The following is a 20,019-nucleotide window of genomic DNA, read 5'->3' on the forward strand; positions in this document are numbered from 1 at the left end:
ACACTATGACCTTAAACAACTTGTCCGACCACTGGCGGATAGATTCATTGCAAGCGGCAGAACGCATAAAAGGTGTTGTGAACCGTACACCTTTGCAGTACAACATACACCTTTCCGAAAAATATGATGCGGAGGTATACTTAAAACGGGAAGACCTGCAGGTTGTCCGTTCCTATAAGCTACGTGGTGCTTACAATAAAATCGTCAGTCTATCTGAAGACGAAAAACGTCGGGGCGTTACCTGCGCCAGTGCAGGTAACCACGCACAGGGTGTCGCTCTTTCCTGTAAAAAACTAGATATCAAGGGTGTTATTTTTATGCCAGGTCCTACCCCACGTCAAAAAATTACACAAACCGAGATGTGGGGCAACGGCAATATTGAAATCGTATTAACCGGCGATACCTTCGACGACTGCCAGAAAGCAGCATTAGAATACACAAAAGAACACAACATGACGTTCATTCCTCCTTTCGACGACGAAAAAATAATCGAAGGGCAAGGTACGGTCGCTGTAGAAATATTGGAAGATCTTCCTGAAGTAGATGCTGTCATTATCCCTATAGGAGGTGGTGGACTATCGTCGGGGTTGAGCTATCACATGAAAAAATATGCTCCTCATGTGAAACTGTACGGTGTAGAACCAGAAGGGGCACCGTCCATGATTGCCGCTATGCGGAATAACGGTCCGATAGAACTGGAACACATCAATAAATTTGTGGACGGGGCTGCTGTGAAAAAAATAGGTACACTAACGTACGAGATTAGCAGTAAGCTACTTGATAGTGTGAAGCCGATACCCGAAGGCAAAATCTGCACGACCATTTTACAGCTTTACAATAAGGACGCCATTGTGGCAGAACCCGCAGGAGCATTATCCATTGCGGCCTTAGATTTCCACAAAGAAGAAATAAAAGGGAAAAAAGTTGTTTGCATTGTATCCGGAGGCAATAATGATATCGATCGCATGAGCGAAATTAAAGAAATGTCGTTGCTCTACGAAGGCTTTAAGCATTACTTTATCGTTCGCTTCCCACAACGTCCGGGCGCGTTACGTCTGCTTGTAACAGAAGTACTCGGACCAAAGGACGACATTACCCGTTTCGAATATATTAAGAAAACAGAACGCGAAAGAGGCCCCGCATTAATCGGTATCGAACTAAATGATCCCAAAGATTACATTTCTTTTATCGAAAGAATGAAATCTTATAAATTCGATTTCATCGAGGTCAATAAAGATCAGACGTTGTTTGAGTATTTGGTTTAATCCTTTATTTTCAACATATTCCGTTCTCTCGGTTTGTTGATGATACCTAGTTTCACACGAGATGGTGCTGAGCCGCTTTTTCGCGTCGAAGCACGCATACTACTAGGAATTCCCGCTAATGCTAATGCTTTGGCAATCATATCCTCATTAGTATCTCCAAAATCATAAAATATACGATCGGGCACAATCTCGGTCGTTGCTATGGGTAGACCATCCCAATAATTTTGAAATTTTCTATCCTCTTCCGTTTGTGCATTGTTCATGGTTTTGAAAGAAGCAGCCCATAAGGAAACTTCACTATCAGGAATTTTCTGTTCGAAAAAGCCCACTGGTTTTCCATATGTTCTCGGTTCATCTCCTATCAAGATAACATTCATATATGGTTTTAAAACACTAATAAGTAATTCAGACGCCGAAGCGGTTTGTTCAGTGACTAGCACAAATACCTTGTCTAAGTTCAAATTATTTTTTCGATTGAAGTTGAGTTGCTCAAAATTCAGACCACGAGGCACGTTATTATTAACAGCCAAATATTCATTTGTTTCATAAGAAAACATCATTTGCTTATCTCCGGAGCTCCCAATAATTTTATTTGCTAGATATTCCGCCGCATCCACGTATCCACCAGGATTATACCTTAAATCCAAAATCAAATCGTTAATGTTCGCGGACTCAAATGCTTGGAATATCTGTTCCAGCTTTTGATAATTTCGATGACTACTAGGCCATACTTCTTCAAACGAAGAATAAGCCAGGTAACCAATTTTTTTATCTGGATAGGTATATATAGAGTCTAAGATGACAGGATCTATTTCATAACTCGAAGCATGATTCAAGGTATAATCATTTATCAAACCTTCCGAATCCTTCAATTTCAATTTCAACTCAGGCTTGTCCATGGCGTCATACCATTCGTTTTGTATTTGTTGTGCCAGGTTCTCATCTTCAATATAATAATTCCCATTTCTATATACTACCGACACCCGGGTATTCTCTCTTTCATTTATCGCCTGCACTGTCAGCCCTCGTTTTATACCTTTTTGTTGTCCAGGAGATCCCCCTTCCACAAAATAAATGACAGGACGAGCCCAATTCTCTGAATTTTCCTGTATCTGTCCCCAATAGAAATAAAGTCCATAACCTTCATTCGTATCCATCCGAAAGCCATCAGCGTAGCTTACATTTCCTTCTGTGTCAGATTCATCTAAGAAAGAATAACGGTCGTAGCGATTCCCAACAGTAATATTTAGAGTTTGGTAAGGTTGAAAAAAATACTGGGGCGTCATATTTTTCAAAGCCGTCAAGAGGCCTTGGTGAGAAGAATATTTCTTTACAAAGTCCAGCCGTCCCTTCTCATCGAGATCCGGGATATTCTCTGTCCACAACGAATATTTATTAAAATAGTCGTATATATTTGCTCTTAAACGTTCCTGCTCTGTCGGTTCTTCCGGCTCAGGATTCGGCGGACTTTTGATTTCCTTTTTACAAGCAAACAAAATACCCAAGCAGAGCAATAATAAATATTTTTGTAGGTTCATTAACTGCTTTTATAGGTTACTAAGATAGCAGTTATTTTTGTTATTTCTTATCCCAAATATTTATTGGAATATTTATGATACGGACGGTGTATTTCCTAAAGATACACTAGGTATTAGTTCTGTTCTCTAAAAGCAGAAGGGATCACACCTATTTTTGATTTAAAAAATTTAGAAAAACTAGCTTGATCATAAAACCCCAACTCATAAGCAATTTCTTTAACTGATCTATCAGAAACCTTAAGTAACCTTTTAGCTTCTAATAAAACTCGATCTTGAATGAGAAAGGATGCCGAGATAAACATATACTTCTTGCATAGGATATTGAGATAATTCGCTGATATACATAATTTATCCGCATAAAAAGCTACCGATCTGCTTTCTCTAAAACAGTGATCCACTAATATGGAGAATTTCGATAAAATGGGATTTATATTATAAGCTTGGATATCTCGGAACGTATCTTCCAACACTAGACTAACCAAAAGTGATACTACTTGCAGACGGGAAGTTAACAAAGGCCAGCATATATTTCTGCATTGTAAGCCTTGTCCAATCTGTCCAAATTCATATCTCAATGTGGTAAATTGCTCAGGCGACAATTGCAATACAGGATGTTTCTGGTAAAATGTCTGTGGAAATCGAAAAGAAGGAACGATATGTTCAAATAACGATCTATCAACCATCAGTTGATATCCAACCGTTTCCTCCTCAACATGCCATTGATGCACTTGCCCTGGAAACACCAAATGCAATTGATAGTCCCTAAGACTATGCTCAATAAAATCAATTTTGTGCATACCCCTCGCTTTCTCAAACAAGAGGATCATAAAAAAATCATGTTTATGTGGTCTATCGATATGCCGTTCGCCATGCAATTCGTGGAACAACAAGCTATTGTTCGAAAAGATGTCCTCATGATATCGGCTTATTCCCAAAACAGGAAAAGATTCCTGTCCCTTGCGATCCCCCATATTCTCCTAAACGTAAACGGTCAAAATATATCTACCTTCTCCAAGGTATTTGTTTTTTCTACAATTTACTAATTTTTTGCAATCTGAAGTATTTTCAATATTTCCGTGTACCCCAACCGTTCGGCATGCTGTAGTGGAAAGATTCCGTCTTTATCCGAAATTAACGTATCGCATCCGGCATCCACTAAAATTTGTACAATCTCGATGTAACGTGCACTTCCATCGCCAAGCACTATAGCTTCCATCAATGCTGTCCAACCTAATCGATTTATATGATCTATCGGAAAACCGTTTGTATTAGCCAGCAACCGTACCGTTTCTACATGACCACGTTCACACGCTGGAATAAGCGCCGTTCCGTTATAACGGTTATACACATCAAAACGTGCACCATGCTTTAAAAATAACTCCAAGAAACTCGTTTGTCCAGCCGCACCGGCGTACAGAAAGGCACTGTCATGATGGCTATCTTGCAAGTTGACATCTGCACCATGTTGTAAAAGTAATTCTATCATCTCTATGTTATCTGCCTGCGTTGCTATCAATAACAAAGATTTTCCACTCTCGTCCTGGGTGTTCACATCTATTCCTCTCTCCAGTGCTTTTACAACAATCTCTATCTTATTCTCTTCCACTGCCTCTATAATGGATTTTTGGGGTGTTTTCATTTCCATATACTCCTTCTGTTCCTAGAATACCATATTTCCTTTATACACCAATGATTTAACAGGAGATATCCGGGATACTGCCTCTGCAGAACAGCTGGCATCTAAAAGCACAAAACTTGCTTCTTTTCCTTCCTTGGGCCATTGTTGTACCCCGCTATCGTCGAGTGGCAACACATTATGAGTGGCAAGCTTTAAGCTACGCGACAACATATATTCCGTGTTATATCCATACAGCTGCGCCATCAAATTAGCCTTTTCTAACACACTCCCTGACCCGAAAGTATTCCAGTGATCTACGATACTATCATTACCCGTAGCGACATCTACCCCATGCTTATATAAAGTTGGAATAGGCATAATTAATCGCCCAAATGGAATAGTCGACACTACACCAATTTTTGCCTGCCCTAATCTTTCAGCAAGTTCTTCCTGTTTTTTTGGTTCTATAGCGCCAAGCACAAAGCAATGACTTAGAAAAGTTTTACCCTTTAAAACCGGATTTTCATTAACGCGATCAATTAAATATTCCACCGTTTTTAAGCCGGAATCACCAGATTCATGTAGGTGTATATCTATGCCCTTTCCATTATCCAATGCCAATTGAACAATAAAATCGATAGGCTTCTCAATACTTCCGTCAATACTATAAGGATCAACGCCTCCTATATAATCAATATTCATCGTTGCAGCTTCCTTCATAAGACTAGCAGAATCAGTATAAAAAAGACCATGTTGTGGGAAAGCCACTAATTCAGTACCAAACAAGCTCTTTTTATTCTCCAGTGCTATTTCGAGATTCTTCAAAGAATTAAGCCCCGATGTCGGTTCAATATTCACATGGCTTCTGGCAAAACCCGTCCCACAGGATTGTAATAGCTCAATAAGTTTTTCAGCACGATATGTAGATGTTTTTAACAGCTCTGGTAGAATTTCCTGTTCCAATGCAATCATGCCTTTCACTCCTCCCTGCCTTTTACGGGTAGCTCGCCAAGGGCCAGCATAAAATGTTTTATCCAAATGGATATGCATATCCTTAAAAGCGGGTAACATCAATAAACCCTGCGCATCGATAGCTTGCTTATGCTCATCATTTGGTGCAATAGTGCTAATTTTTCCTTTGGAAATTTCTATACAGAACAACGCTGTAGATGTCGCCACAACCTCATCTTCCTCATATCTAAAACCGGTTTCCAGTCGAACGTTCTTTAGCCAAAAAGGTTGTCCATCACGTAAAATCTCTTTCTTCATATCTTTACTTGTTACATCATCCGCTGCAAATCCCTGAGAGGAGGCCATAAAGCCACCCAATAGTAAGGCAGAATTTCTTATAAAATCCTTACGGGATACATAGTCTCTGTTCATGGTATAAATTTCATTTTTACAAAAATAGCGATTAGACAACCTATAGGATTATACGGATCATCACAATACTTGTATAATTTATAACAAAAACATAAAATCATATAATCATAGTACAAAATATAAATTCGATACTTTCCTTCTTAATTTTTTCAGAAAAATTGGTTTGAAAAACCGAACTTATTCAGACTCAGCAACTATGAAAAACACGTCAGAAATGAGTCAGTTTTTTACCCATATGACCTATACAATTTTTATATAAAATTTGTGTAAATTTTAGTCGGCAAAATTGATTTTAAAGTTATCAACATTTACGTCAGATTCTATAAATCAATATTTTACACGAAAAAACACGCGTAGAACGCCGTTTATTCTTCACGTTTGTCAACCATGTGGAAAAGTATCATTACCGCTCGGAATTAAAATGTTGGATATTTGTTATGCTTGAGATGCAGACCTGCCTCAAGTCTCGTGTTTTAACTTCTTGGAGATGGTTAACTGTCTCCGCAAATTTAAACTTAACAACAACATGGCAAGAATCATTAAATTCGAAAAAAATGACTGTGCGCCATGCGCACAAGTGTCCGCCTTCTTAGACAACAGAGGGATCACATACGAAACTATCAACCCGTTCGACCAACCTGATTTAGCTGCTAAGTTTAAAATCAGAACGGTTCCAACGGTCCTTGTACTCGACAATGAAGAAGTACAACAGCGCATCATCGGTTTCAAACCCGAAGAATTGGCGTCTATAGCCCTTTAATTGTTTCACCCTTAACGGAGCGAGATATGGTTCATCTATATTACGATTCAAAAACTGGAAATGTCCAGCGCTTTATCGACAAAGTTATCCAAATAACCGGATGGCAGGCGCATAAAATTGAAGAAAATCTGGAAATACAGGAATCCGGACATCTGATTACTTATACGACCAAGATGGGTGCTATGCCGGATAATACGAAGATGTTTATGGATAACCATGCGGAAAAGATCTATTCCGTAACCTCCAGTGGAAATAGAAACTGGGGCCGAAACTTTGGGTTGGCAGCCGACAAGGTATCAGAAGATTACGATATCCCACTCGCCATGAAATTCGAGCTTTCTGGCACCATGGAAGATATCAATCAATTTATTGAAATTATAAAACACCAATACAATGATAGCAAACGAGGTAGCAAAAAATTGGATATTGCTTAATAACGAAATCATGATTAAGCATGATGAGGAGTACAGCTTGCATAAAGACAAAGAAGCTGTACGTGCCTATTTCTTGGAACACGTAAACAAGAACACCGTTTTCTTTTATACGCTGAAAGAAAAGATTGATTATTTAATCGAGCATAATTATTATATCAATTTCTATGAGTGGTTCACCTTCGAAGAAATGGAACAGGTATACAATTATGTCCATGCCAAGAAATTCCGGTTCCAATCGTTCATGGCAGCATTTAAGTTCTTCCAGAGCTACGCATTACGTGATGACTCGGGAGAAAAATTCTTGGAGCGCTATGAAGACCGTGTGGTAGCCGTAGCACTTTTCCTTGCTCGAGAAGAGGGTATACAAAAAGCTATCGAGTATGCCGAAATCATGATCAATCAAGAATATCAGCCTGCTACCCCGACATTCTTGAACGCTGGAAAAAAACGTTCCGGCGAATTGGTATCTTGTTTCTTAGATGAGATTGGTGATAATTTGAACGGTATTGGTTATGCTGTCGACTCTGCCATGAAACTATCTTCTATCGGTGGCGGTGTTTCCTTTAATATTTCCAAAATTCGGGCTCGCGGAGAAGCTATCAAAGGTGTGGATGGCCGTGCAGGAGGTGTTCTTCCTATTATGAAAATCATGGAAGATACGTTCTCCTATGCCAACCAACTGGGGCAACGCCCAGGTGCGGGAGCAGTGTACCTCAACATCTTTCACGCCGACATTGAAGAATTCCTTGATTGTAAAAAAATCAATGTTGATGAGAAAGTGCGTATCAAATCACTTTCTATAGGTATCATCGTTCCGGATAAATTCATGGAAATGGCCGAAAAAGATGAACCATGCTACCTTATTTATCCGCATACCGTCATGCAGGAATATGGCAAATACCTAGACGATATGGATATGGATAAGATGTATGATGAATTGATTACCAATCCAAACGTCAAAAAGAAAAAAGTCAATGCACGCCATTTATTAGTACGCATCGCCCAAATTCAGAAGGAGTCCGGTTACCCTTACATCTTCTTCAAAGAGAACACCAATAGAGTACATGCCTTAAACGGGATTGGCCAAGTGAAGTTCTCTAATTTGTGTACAGAGATTATGCAAGTTTCCGAAGTTTCGGATATCGAGATATATGGTAAAGAGGACACTATCCGATATGGTATATCCTGTAACCTCGGGTCACTCAATATCGCAACCGTAATGGATAACAAGCGTATTAAAGAGGCTGTGAAAACGGCCACACGTGCGTTAACTGTCGTCACGGATGTAACGAACATCGATATGGTTCCATCTATTGCTAAAGCAAACAGAGAATTACATTCCGTTGGGCTAGGTGCTATGAACCTACACGGTTATCTCGCTAAAAGCTTCATTATGTATGAATCAACGGAAGCATTAGATTTTGCCAATACCTTCTTCATGATGATGAATTACTACTCTTTGGAAGCATCTATGGAGATTGCCAAAGAGCGTGGTAAAACATTCGTGGGCTTTGAGAAATCTGCTTATGCAGACGGTACCTATTTCGACAAATATACATCGCAAGACTATATACCAACTACCGACAAGGTTAAGGAATTGTTTGAAGGTGTTCACGTGCCAACGAGACAAGATTGGGAAAACTTAAAAGCACAAGTACAAGAGCATGGCATCTACCACGCTTACCGCTTGGCTATTGCACCGAACCAATCTACTTCCTATATCATGAATGCGACGGCATCGGTTATGCCTGTAGTGGATATTATTGAGGTTCGTGAGTACGGAGATAGTACCACTTATTATCCAATGCCTTATTTAACGAACGATAATTATTTCTATTTCAAGTCGGCATACGATATGGATCAATTCAAGGTACTGAAGTTGATTTCGGTTATCCAGCGTCACATCGATCAAGGAGTGTCCACGATTCTTCATACCAATTCGAAGGATACAACAAGAGATTTAGCGAAGTATTATATCTACGCGCATAAGCTTGGTTTGAAATCGCTGTATTACACGCGCACACGTAAATCAACCGTAGAAGAATGTATTTCCTGTTCAGCATAATTGGTTAAAGAACAGAAACTGATCACTAGCTACTGATCACAAATAAAAATAGATATACAATGAAACAATATAAAGCGGTAAACTGGAACACCCCTGAAAACGATTATGTATTGATGTTCTGGGAACAGAATATCAAACAATTCTGGATTGATACGGAATATATCCCTTCCAAAGACATCGATAGCTGGAAAGGATTAAGTTGGGATATGAAAGAGTGCTATAAGAAAGCATTAGGCGGACTAACGTTATTAGATACGCTCCAAAGCCATACGGGTATGCCTAAAATCATCGATCATATCGACTCTTTGCAGAATAAAGCTGTATTGTCGTATATGTGTATGATGGAAGCCATACATGCAAAATCATATTCCACTATTTTTACGACCGTATCAACCACAAACGAAATCAATGATGTATTCGGTTGGGTAAAAGAGAACAAGTTCTTGCAGTACAAAGCCGCAACTATCGATAAATATTACCGTGCTATTGATAAAGAAAAAGTCTCTGATGAGGAACTTTTCATGGCACTTGGCGCATCCGTATTATTAGAATCTTTCTTATTCTATTCGGGTTTCTTCCTGCCTCTTTGGTTATGCGGTCAAGGACAAATGGTTGCTTCTGCAGATATTATCAAGAAGATTATTGCCGATGAATCCATCCACGGTGTATTTGTAGGTCTGATTGCACAGGAAGTATTTGCGAAACTTCCAAACAAAGAAGAGGTAAAAGCACGTTTCTTGAATTTGTTGAATGACCTCTATGAAAACGAAATTAAGTACACCGAAGAATTGTATACTGTCGTAGGTCTAACTGCAGAGGTGAAAGAGTATGTACGTTATAACGGAAATAAAGCGCTAATGAATCTCGGCTTCGATCCTATTTTTGAAGTTAAACAAGTGAATCCGATTGTGTTGAATGGATTAAATACAGAAACCACACAGCACGATTTCTTTTCAAAAAAATCGACTAACTACGAGAAAGCTATGGAAATTGTACATTTAAAAGATGATGATTTCAAAATGGAAATCTCGCTGGAAGTATAAAAAGTTTAACAAACCGTATCTATTTAACAAGCCTTTTTCGGTATAGAGAAAGGCTTGTTTCTTTTAGGGAAAATTGCTGTTCTATTCAACGAACCCAACATAAACGGAGTCCGACAACTCCTCCGTATACACATCAACAACCCCCATATACACATGTAGTGGTCCTTTCTTATATGCGGATAACGTACATAACATACTGTACTCCTCTTTATGTACATCCTCCTCTGCAACATGGAATCGGCACTCATGATCAATGTCGTAAATTACAATATTAATTCTGTATGTTTGACTACCCCGTGTGGGTTCATAGCTCCATTTAAAATGTAAACTATCATCTTCCTGCCAAACGGAACAGTCTTTTGGAGGATTCAAGCTACCGCGAAACACACGTACTTTTTCCGGATTGACATACGGTTTACCTTTTCCGTCAATCTCCAAACATTCTTTGAAAATATGTGATTGGGCCAACTGTACGGCTCCTACCCGACTACCTTTGGGAGCTAGCTCTCGATATCCGTAACGAAAACAGGGGACTAACATGGTAGCAAAATCACTGGCGACCTTCATTTTCGCCCGGTTTAGAAGCATAGCAGGTGTAGGTTTCTTTGTAGATGGTTTCCGCTTTCCCCGGATAATGTTCTGACCATTGAGTACATAGCCATAAACACTTCCTACTTTTCCGATATAAGCTCCGTTTGGCCCGTCTTTCTGTATAGCCATAATCTTTCGTTTAATTCGTTATCATTTAATAGGTATCTCAATATACACAGATTATCCCTTAAGTGCAATTTTATAGGGAAATTATAGGGTATTAATAGGGACTTTATCTCCACTAATACCCTATTATACCCCTACTAACCCCCTGTTAAACCCCTATAAATAGATAAGCAGATAACTAGAAGTTAGCTTGTCTCCTATAACATTTTATTTATCTTTGTTATGAGCACAATAGTAATACATATGAAGATTATTGCCATAGGTAGAAATTATATCGATCACGCTAAAGAGTTAAATAACCCTGTTCCCGACGACCCGGTGATCTTTATGAAACCGGATACCGCATTACTAAAAGACAATAAAGATTTTTATTATCCTGAGTTTTCTCAGGACGTGCACTACGAAGTCGAAGTAGTATTTCGTATCTGTAACGAGGGAAAGCATGTATCGCCTAAGTTTGCGCATAAATACGTTGATGCAGTAGGTTTAGGCATTGATTTCACTGCACGTGATATCCAATCCATTCATAAAGAAAAAGGTCTGCCATGGGAGTTGGCAAAATCATTTGACCACTCTGCTGTCATCAGTCCGCTTTTTCCAAAAGAAAACTTCCCAGACCTTAAAAACATCGCTTTCTCTTTAAAGAAAAATGGTGAAACCGTACAATCGGGAAACACAAAAGATATGATTTTCGATATCGATAGCTTGATCGTATTCATTTCAAAATATATTACATTACGCAAAGGAGACCTTATCTATACCGGAACCCCAGTGGGTGTTGGGCCTATTGCGATAGGTGACAAATTTGAAGGGTTTATACAGGAGAACCCCGTATTCAGTTGCCAGATAAAGTAGACATTCCAATATGAAAAAAAAATACAGATTATTATACGTATGCCTGGGGCTTGCCGTAAGCAGCATTCCAGCACAGGCACAACATAAAGACATCATTACTTCGCGCGAATATCCCCAAGGATATTTCCGTAATCCACTCAATATAGCGATGGACGCGTCCGGCACCTTCGGTGAACTCCGCGCTACACACTTCCATGCCGGCGATGACTACCGCACACAGCAACGTATTGGCCTGCCTCTACATGCAGCAGCGGAAGGTCATGTCTCCCGTGTCCGTGTACAGATTGGTGGCGGTGGAAATTCCGTTTATATTGACCACCCGAATGGATACACAACGGTTTATTTGCACATGGATAAATTCAACGATGCGCTGACGAATATTATCCGAACCGAACAATACAAACAACAGCTGTTTGATGTAGATGTCATTGTAGACCCTGGTGTGGTAAAACTGACAAAAGGACAATATATAGGTAACGCCGGTAATACGGGAGCATCCGGTGGACCTCACCTGCATTTTGAAATTCGCGATACCAAAACACAGCACCCGCTTAACCCACAATTGTTCGGGTTACGTTTCAACGATCGTTTTCTTCCTACAATCAACAACATCATGGTTTACGATCTAAACGATGATTTGTTCAATGAACATACACCACGACGTGCTATGCAAGTAAAGGCGGTCCGAAACGGTGTGTATACTTTAGCGCAAAACACACCCATTAAAGTAAACGGAAGATTCGGATTGGGCATTAACAGCATTGATAGACACCGTGCTGGAGGTTTTCAGAATGGTGTTTATTCTATTGAGCTTTTCATCGATGGAAAAGCTGTTTCCACTGTCGTGTTCGAAGAGCTTGACTTCAATACTTCCCGCGGCATACATGCTTATATTGATTATCCGCATTGGCGAAGAACTAAGGCTAAAGTTCAAAAGAGCTTCAAAGATCCAGGAAATCCTATTGAGATATTCAAAGTCCTAAAAAACGAAGGTGTAATAACACTTCCCGATGATAAAATATACGATGCAAAGTATGTCGTGAAAGATGTTGCAGGGAATTGTAGTGAACTGAACTTTAAGATACAAAATGGCGCTACTACACAGGGTGCACAACAAAAACGTCATGGTGTTCAACTATTCAAATACAATGCGGAGAATATGTTTGAAAACAACGATATCCAGATAAATATGCCAAAAGGTGTCCTATATGGTGATTTAGACTTTACATACAATACCGCTCCTCAACCTGTCGGAGGATACTCTTTGATCCATCGTGTACATAACAACTTGACGCCGTTATTTAGCACATATAATTTGCGTGTCAGGCCCAGTAACCTACCCGCTCATTTGGAAAGCAAGGCACTTCTGGCCTCTGTCGAAAATGGTTCGGAAGGCGGTAAGTTTGAGGATGGATGGGTAACAGTCAACACGCGGAATCTTGGGAGTTTCTACGTAGCTGTAGACACAGTAGCGCCTACAATCACACCTCGCAACTTGAGCAACGGAAAAAATGTAAGTGCACAGACAAAAATAGATTTTACCATTCGGGACAACTTTTCGGGCATACAGTCCTTTAATGGATATATTGACGGAAAGTGGGTATTGATGGAATATGATCCGAAAAATCGACATTTATGGCATACATTTGATTCTTCCCTTTCCAAAGGACAACATATCTTTAAATTGGTTGTAATAGACTGGAAAGACAACGAACAGGTTTACGAAGCGAAATTTATTAGATAAAATACCATGGCAACACTACAAATAGGCGATAAAGCGCCGGCAATCACTGCAACGAACCAATCTGGAGAAACCATTAACTTGTCCGATTTCAAGGGCAAGAAGGTTATCCTTTATTTCTACCCCAAAGACAATACGCCCGGCTGTACCACCGAAGCTTGTAATTTCCGAGATAATTATCAGTCACTAGTTAAAGATGGGTTTGAAGTGATAGGCGTTAGCATTGACAGCGAACAATCGCACCAAAAGTTTATCAGCAAGTTCGACTTACCTTTCAATTTGCTAGCAGACGAAGATCAAAAAATCGTAAATGACTACGGTGTATGGGTAGAGAAAAATATGTATGGACGGAAATATATGGGAACAGCACGTACTACTTTTGTGATTGACGAACAAGGTATTATCCAGCATATCATCAAGAAGGTAGATAATAAAAATGCTTCACAGCAGATTCGGGATTTAGTGAGCAAGGATTAAGTTCTTTTAGCTATATTTGCGATTATGAGTAAGCAAACAGACGACTTTTTCAAGAATATTATATCACATGCTAAGGAATACGGGTTTGTATTTCCTTCAAGTGAAATTTACGACGGTCTAAGTGCCGTGTACGACTATGGTCAAATGGGTTCGGAATTGAAAAACAACCTAAAGACCTATTGGTGGAAATCTATGGTGCAATTAAATGAAAATATTGTCGGTATTGATGCGGCAATTTTCATGCACCCTACAACTTGGAAGGCGTCTGGCCATGTCGATGGGTTTAACGATCCGATGATAGACAACAAGGATTCCAAGAAACGTTACCGTGCAGATCAACTTATAGAGGATAAAATAGACCGTTATGAAAAAGACGGCAAAACGGATAAAGCAGCGCAGCTTCAAAAAGACCTTGATGAAGCTATTACGGCTGATGATTTAGTACGCTTAAAAGCAATCATCGAAGAGCATAATATCGTATGTCCGGTTTCGGGAACAAAGAACTGGACAGAAGTACGCCAGTTCAACCTTATGTTTGCTACGCAGATGGGGGCCATGGCGGAGGAAGCGGAAAAGGTATATCTCCGTCCAGAGACTGCCCAAGGTATCTTTGTTAACTTTTTGAACGTACAAAAGACAGGTCGTATGAAGATCCCTTTCGGGATAGCACAAATCGGTAAAGCTTTCCGAAACGAGGTTATTGCCCGTCAGTTTATCATGCGTATGCGTGAGTTTGAACAAATGGAACTGCAATTTTTCATCCGTCCCGGAACGGAAATGGAATGGTACGAAAAATGGAAAGCAACACGTTTGAAATGGCATTTAGCTTTAGGAGCAGATTCCACAAAATATCGTTATCACGATCATGTGAAACCAGCCCATTATGCTAATGCAGCCGTGGATATCGAATACCAATTTCCATTTGGGTTTAAAGAAGTCGAAGGAATACATTCCCGTACAGACTTCGATTTGAAACAGCATCAGGAATATTCCAAAAAGAAAATGCAGTATTTCGACCCGGAGATCAATCAAAACTATGTACCATATGTGGTTGAAACCTCTATCGGTTTGGACCGTTTATTTTTAACGGTATTGGCTAATTCCTTGGTAGAAGAAGACCTATCAACGGAAGAGAAGAAAGATTCGCGTGTGGTCTTGAAGTTCCACCCTGCTATTGCTCCGGTTAAAGCTGCAGTATTACCGCTTACCAAAAAAGACGGACTACCGGATAAAGCTCGGGAGATTATGGCTAAGTTGAAATTGGACTTCAATATCCAATATGACGAAAAAGACGCTATCGGAAAACGTTATCGCCGACAAGATGCTATCGGCACGCCGTTCTGTATTACGGTAGACTACCAAACGTTGGAGGACGATACAGTCACGATTCGCCATCGCGACAGCATGGAGCAAGAACGTGTTCCAGCAACTGATCTTCGCCGCATCATTGGTGAACTCGTTAGCTGGAACAACCTGTTGGAACAACTGGTATAGAGGAGGAGAGCATGAAAATCGTAGTTTTAGATGGTTACACACTTAATCCCGGCGATCTAAGCTGGGATGCTTTAGAAGCATTGGGCGATCTTGTCGTCCATGAGCGTACGTCAGAAAACGAGATTGTCGAACGTGCTGCAGACGCTGACATGCTGCTCACCAACAAAGTACCGTTGTCGGCTAAGGTAATCAACGCTTTACCGAAGCTAAAATATATTGGTGTTACCGCTACGGGATATAATATTATCGATATGGCGTGTGCCAAAGAACGGAATATCACCGTAACCAATGTTCCGGGATACAGCACCGCCTCCGTTGTCCAATTGACATTTTCCCTCCTTCTAGAACTATGTTATCGTACGCAACGGCACAGTGATGCTGTGATGGAAGGCAAATGGTCTGCAAGCCCGGATTTCTGTTTTTGGGATTACCCTTTAACTGAACTATCCGGAAAAACACTCGGGATTATAGGATTCGGAAGTATCGGACAGAAAGTAGCTGATGTAGGTGCTGCTTTTGGTATGCCCATTTTAGCATCCAGCCGTACACAAACCGATCAATCTAGTCGAAAAAACTTTCAATGGGTTGCTCGAGAAGAACTCTTTGCACAGGCAGATGTGATTAGTTTACACTGTCCTTTGACTCCCGAAACCGAAAACATCATTAACACCGAGTCTTTGTCACTCATGAAATCCTCTGCCAAGCTTATCAATACGTCAAGGGGAGGATTGGTTAATGCCCAAGACCTTGCTGATGCACTAAATAACGAAAGCATAAGCGGTGCAGGATTAGACGTACTAGCAACAGAACCACCACCGGCTGATCATCCGCTTTTCCGAGCAAAAAACTGTATCATTACCCCACATATAGGCTGGGCGACGAAAGAAGCCAGACTTCGTCTGATGGATACTGTGGTAGAAAATGTTAAGGCATTTTTGCAAGGTAATCCGGTAAATGTAATATAAAAAAGAGGGTGCTTAAACACCCTCTAATATCAAATTAAATTATAACCTATCTTATAAAAATTACTTATTTAATTAAAAATCAACTTGTTTTTCGCCGCCCCAATTTTCGTTTAGGCGGACAATAAACCCTCCATTAGGCGAATCCAATAACTTACCACGAAAGAGCAGTTGCATATTGTTATGGATTTCGCTTTCTACCTGGAATGTTGTTATCAATTCATCTGATACATCGTAAGCTTCTACCCTATACATTAATGGTGCGGCAACCGTTATATTCCCCATAAATTGATTGAAAAATATTTCTCGATCGTCTTCATTAAATTCGGGAAGAATAATGATCTCGGACATGTCTTCTACCGGGTTATCCATCGCTGACTGAAAAGGTGCATAAAACTGGGGGTCATGCTCTTGTTTGACAACAAGCTTGGCTACATGCGACAAATCTCCGGCATCTGTAAATGCAAACCGAACCTCACTATAATATCGGCTTAGCTCTATCTCCTTTTGCATATCCCCATTGACGGAAAATGTATCTAAAACACCAAAAATCTTTGCTTTATAATTGGAAAATGTATTGGCAATAAAATATACGTTTGCATTCCCGGTTTCCGGAATGTTTAGCTCTGCGTTAGATACATTTGTCACAAAGGAGGCAATGTAGTCTCCAGTGGGCAATGTTAGCTGAAAATCAGATAACGTTCCTTCTCGGAAATGATCCGCTCCCGAGAGAACAAGGTTCTTTGTTATCGCATCAAAAATATGATAATGTATCCGGCGTACACTCGCATCGGCGACTTCCTCCGCAATTCCAGATAACCGGAAATTATCAATACGCATAAGACCGGTAACATCGTTGTAATCACCTGCATTTCCACGATGGCCCGCTTTGGGAATCAATTTGATATATAAATCCTCCGAAAAGTCCAGCGATAGTTCATCCAATGAAAAAGCAAATGAATTTCTTGCTTGTGGCGTATTTGTATTCGTAAACTGATTATTATCTTTCAGCACCGTATAGCTTTCTCCATCTTGAGAAAACAAAAGAGAGAAATCTTTTGGCCCTGTTCCCGAAGAACTTACATCGAACGCCAATTCATGAACCTCGAGTACTTTCGTCAATGGCATTTTGAAAATTAATTCGTTCAAGCCTTTTAATGACAAAGCAACTCCGGCAACATAACTTTCATAACTCCAACCTACTGCATATTCATCGGGAATCAGCCCTTGGTTGTAGGTAATACTCCAATGTGTACTTGGATAGCTATCTGGCATCAAGGTTTCTGCGTTGAAAGACCAATAATAAATATAGCCTTCGTAGGTGTCTTGATTCGTATTATAGGTAGCAGAGCGTTTCTTAGCATCTCCCGCCATTTGTACTTTTGTTCCCAAAGGGGAAATAAGGTGTTCAAATTCCTGGAATTTGAACCCTATGGTATAGCTTTCTTGCCCATCATCTGGTTCTGCCGCATTTTTCTTGCAGGAAGCCATGTTAAGCATGATAAACAAGATGGAAAAACTATACCAAACCGAATGGATTGGTCTTTTCATCATAGTTCAGTTATCAAGTTATAATTTAATTGATAACCAAATATAATGAACGAGCATAAGAAAACCAAACAAACAGCTGATTTTCTTATGCTTGCGATATCATTCGCTCTTATCTTACGCTATTTCCCAAGCAGCGTAAACGATGCGACAGAGAATATTTTACCCACGGTTTCTACTGGAACAAACCGTATATATTTATCTTGAATCGGTGTATCCACTGCAATGATCTGCTCGATCGGATTTGCCTGAATATTTGAAAATTCTCCGGTCTTAATAGTTTTCCAGTTTTTACCGTCAGCACTAGTCGCAATCTCATACTTCAACGCAATACCTTCTTTTTGTCCGTCTTGACGTGGCAAATAGCCTATTGCTGAAACTGTTTTTTTCAATTCAAAGACAACGCCATCTTCAATTTCAGTGAGTGTCTCGAATGTTGCAGAATTATTGTCCGTGCTCTTCGGAAGGCCATTTCCAGTTCGTATGGTAAAGTCATTTGCGGCTAGTGCCATCTGTCCGTCTTTGACATCTTCACCAAATGTGAACGGCTCCTTAAACTCTTTGAACAAGCCGAAATCACTCAATGTCGGTGCTACCGGCGCATATAACTTAATCTTTAGCTTCGTAGCCTTTACCGATTTATCTAAATAGATAAGTCGATTGGCACCGATACTCGTTGCCGATACCAGAGGCACCCATTCATTATCTTGGGAGATGGATATGGACACGCTGTCCAATCGCTGTCCCAACTTGATATTTTCACGTAGGCGAATGATATCAAACTCTTGTTCCGAGGTTAATATAATCTCTAGCTCCGGCTCTAATACATCGTCGTCTGAAGCGTAATAAGTATAGCGGTCATTGTCCAGTATCCATTTTGTTCCAAACTTGTTGGAATTGCCCCGTACATTGGAAGCTTTGACCTGTGCCCCTTCTGCAAGATTCGTTTCGAAGGTTTTTTCTACTTTCCGACCAAATGCCCCTAACGATTTCACATCGTTAGCATGCAAATAACCGGCCGGCATCGGCGCTAGTCCCAAGTTCATATTAGCACCGCGTCCCACCGACTTTAGATATATCTCAAACAGTTCATCCGGTGTTTTCACCCGGTCATCTTGATCAGGATGGTAGAACCAACCCGGTCGATGGGGCACATCACATTCTGCCGGAATCCAGTGTTCGCCATTGCGTGTGCCTGTCTCGGACTCACTGTAGTCCGAAGCCCCTGGCAACGCGGGACCTCCATCGATTCCTCTTGGCGTATAGGTGGCCCAACTTGTTTCAGCTGCGAAACCTTTTTCGTTGCCAACCCAGCGCATGTCTGGTCCTACATCTGAAAAGATCATCGCCATCGGTTGCTTTTCTCGCACAATAGGCCAGGTTTTCTCATGCCATTCGTAGTATGTCGTACGATCGATGATACGCTTCTCTTTTTTACCTCCATAATAGCCATCGCCACCGTTTGCTCCATCATGCCATGATGTAAATAATTCACCATATTGGGTCATCAATTCCATCAGCTGCTCGCGATAAGCTTCCGCATAGGCCGGAGAGCCGTAACGGGTGTCGTTTCTATCCCAAGCAGACAGGTATACGCCAAACTTCATCCCTTGGTCGTGGGTGGCTTGCATAAACTCCTTCACCATGTCCCCCTTTCCGTCTTTCCAAGGTGATGCAGCTATGCTGTAATTTGTCGTTTCCGTAGGCCATAGACAAAAGCCATCGTGGTGTTTAGCTACAGAAATCAACCCTTTAAAACCAGCCGAGGCAGCTGCTGCTGCAATCTGCTGCGCATCAAAATGCTGCGGGTTGAAGATCTGGGGATCAGCATCGCCAAACCCCCACTCTTTATTCTGAAAGGTTGTTGGCGTATAATGAATTAAAGAATACATCTCCATTTCATGCCAACGCAATTGGCGTTCCGTCGGTAAAGCCCCGTAAGGCTCTGGTTCAGCTACCTCTTGCATACATGCTGTTACCGGCAAAATAAAAGATAGTAAGAGTAATCTTGATTTTTTCATCGAAATAAATTTAATGGAACCAAACTGTCATAAGTCCACATTTTTTGTTGCCCGTGAACAGCTGGCTCCTAATAACATTATCTTAATATAAGATGTAA

At 40.5% G+C, this 20,019-nt stretch carries 17 protein-coding genes; 10 read left to right on the forward strand and 7 right to left on the reverse strand.

The annotated features are described in order from the left end of the window. Positions 1-5 precede the first annotated feature (5 nt). Positions 6-1,265 (forward strand): threonine ammonia-lyase IlvA, encoded by a 1,260-nt coding sequence (gene ilvA / locus H8B21_RS03460; protein WP_190312374.1) that lies wholly within the window; start codon positions 6-8, stop codon positions 1,263-1,265. Here ilvA and H8B21_RS03465 read toward each other — a convergent pair. The 4 genes from H8B21_RS03465 to H8B21_RS03480 form a co-directional block, all read right to left on the reverse strand. Continuing rightward, positions 1,262-2,803 (reverse strand): S41 family peptidase, encoded by a 1,542-nt coding sequence (locus tag H8B21_RS03465; protein WP_190312375.1) that lies wholly within the window; start codon positions 2,801-2,803, stop codon positions 1,262-1,264. The two genes, ilvA and H8B21_RS03465, sit on opposite strands and share 4 nt — an antisense overlap. Positions 2,804-2,916: 113 nt before the next feature. After that, positions 2,917-3,774 (reverse strand): helix-turn-helix domain-containing protein, encoded by an 858-nt coding sequence (locus tag H8B21_RS03470; protein ID WP_190312376.1) that lies wholly within the window; start codon positions 3,772-3,774, stop codon positions 2,917-2,919. 68 nt (positions 3,775-3,842) lie between these two features. Further along, a complete protein-coding gene (locus H8B21_RS03475) occupies positions 3,843-4,448 on the reverse strand; it encodes an ankyrin repeat domain-containing protein (protein ID WP_190312377.1) in 606 nt (201 codons plus the stop codon). 15 nt (positions 4,449-4,463) lie between these two features. Beyond that, complete coding sequence (locus tag H8B21_RS03480) at positions 4,464-5,804, reverse strand: amidohydrolase family protein (protein ID WP_190312378.1); 1,341 nt, start codon at positions 5,802-5,804, stop codon at positions 4,464-4,466. Between the two features lie 526 nt (positions 5,805-6,330). On the opposite strand from H8B21_RS03480, the gene H8B21_RS03485 reads away from it, so the two are divergent. The 4 genes from H8B21_RS03485 to nrdF are packed head-to-tail and all read left to right on the forward strand — an operon-like array spanning position 6,331 to position 10,106. After that, positions 6,331-6,564 carry a glutaredoxin family protein gene (locus tag H8B21_RS03485; protein ID WP_165293451.1) on the forward strand — a complete coding sequence of 78 codons (234 nt, stop codon included), beginning with the start codon at positions 6,331-6,333 and terminating at the stop codon, positions 6,562-6,564. A gap of 26 nt (positions 6,565-6,590) precedes the next feature. Then, entirely contained in the window at positions 6,591-6,998 is a 408-nt protein-coding gene (gene nrdI / locus H8B21_RS03490; protein ID WP_190312379.1) for a class Ib ribonucleoside-diphosphate reductase assembly flavoprotein NrdI, read from the forward strand. Next, a complete protein-coding gene (gene nrdE / locus H8B21_RS03495) occupies positions 6,958-9,063 on the forward strand; it encodes a class 1b ribonucleoside-diphosphate reductase subunit alpha (RefSeq protein ID WP_190312380.1) in 2,106 nt (701 codons plus the stop codon). The genes nrdI and nrdE overlap by 41 nt, the downstream gene beginning before the upstream one ends. Before the next feature lie 59 nt (positions 9,064-9,122). Next, the gene (nrdF, locus tag H8B21_RS03500; protein WP_190312381.1) at positions 9,123-10,106 is read left to right on the forward strand and encodes a class 1b ribonucleoside-diphosphate reductase subunit beta; all 984 of its coding nucleotides are present in this window, start codon (positions 9,123-9,125) and stop codon (positions 10,104-10,106) included. An 81-nt stretch (positions 10,107-10,187) separates the two neighbouring features. On the opposite strand, the gene H8B21_RS03505 is transcribed toward nrdF, so the two are convergent. Further along, positions 10,188-10,826, reverse strand: a complete 639-nt coding sequence (locus H8B21_RS03505; protein WP_190312382.1) for a DUF6266 family protein — start codon at positions 10,824-10,826, stop codon at positions 10,188-10,190. A 240-nt stretch (positions 10,827-11,066) separates the two neighbouring features. Here H8B21_RS03505 and H8B21_RS03510 point away from each other — a divergent pair, with 240 nt between their 5' ends. From H8B21_RS03510 to H8B21_RS03530, 5 genes are read left to right on the forward strand one after another with little or no spacing between them, the layout of a single operon-like run. Further along, the gene (locus H8B21_RS03510) at positions 11,067-11,678 is read left to right on the forward strand and encodes a fumarylacetoacetate hydrolase family protein (RefSeq protein ID WP_190312383.1); all 612 of its coding nucleotides are present in this window, start codon (positions 11,067-11,069) and stop codon (positions 11,676-11,678) included. A 10-nt stretch (positions 11,679-11,688) separates the two neighbouring features. Further along, positions 11,689-13,422 carry a M23 family metallopeptidase gene (locus H8B21_RS03515; RefSeq protein WP_190312384.1) on the forward strand — a complete coding sequence of 578 codons (1,734 nt, stop codon included), beginning with the start codon at positions 11,689-11,691 and terminating at the stop codon, positions 13,420-13,422. A gap of 6 nt (positions 13,423-13,428) precedes the next feature. Then, positions 13,429-13,896 carry a thioredoxin-dependent thiol peroxidase gene (gene bcp / locus H8B21_RS03520; protein WP_190312385.1) on the forward strand — a complete coding sequence of 156 codons (468 nt, stop codon included), beginning with the start codon at positions 13,429-13,431 and terminating at the stop codon, positions 13,894-13,896. Positions 13,897-13,920: 24 nt separating this feature from the next. After that, on the forward strand, positions 13,921-15,390 hold the full coding sequence (locus tag H8B21_RS03525; RefSeq protein ID WP_190312386.1) for a glycine--tRNA ligase: 1,470 nt from the start codon (positions 13,921-13,923) through the stop codon (positions 15,388-15,390). 11 nt (positions 15,391-15,401) lie between these two features. Then, entirely contained in the window at positions 15,402-16,355 is a 954-nt protein-coding gene (locus tag H8B21_RS03530; RefSeq protein WP_190312387.1) for a D-2-hydroxyacid dehydrogenase, read from the forward strand. Positions 16,356-16,427: 72 nt separating this feature from the next. Here the strand turns inward: H8B21_RS03530 and H8B21_RS03535 are convergent, their stop codons facing one another. Then, positions 16,428-17,906 (reverse strand): hypothetical protein, encoded by a 1,479-nt coding sequence (locus H8B21_RS03535; protein WP_190312388.1) that lies wholly within the window; start codon positions 17,904-17,906, stop codon positions 16,428-16,430. 116 nt (positions 17,907-18,022) lie between these two features. Beyond that, positions 18,023-19,921 carry an alpha-L-fucosidase gene (locus H8B21_RS03540; RefSeq protein WP_190312389.1) on the reverse strand — a complete coding sequence of 633 codons (1,899 nt, stop codon included), beginning with the start codon at positions 19,919-19,921 and terminating at the stop codon, positions 18,023-18,025. Positions 19,922-20,019: the final 98 nt, after the last annotated feature.

Source organism: Sphingobacterium chuzhouense, assembly GCF_014692525.1.
Lineage (GTDB): Bacteria > Bacteroidota > Bacteroidia > Sphingobacteriales > Sphingobacteriaceae > Sphingobacterium > Sphingobacterium chuzhouense.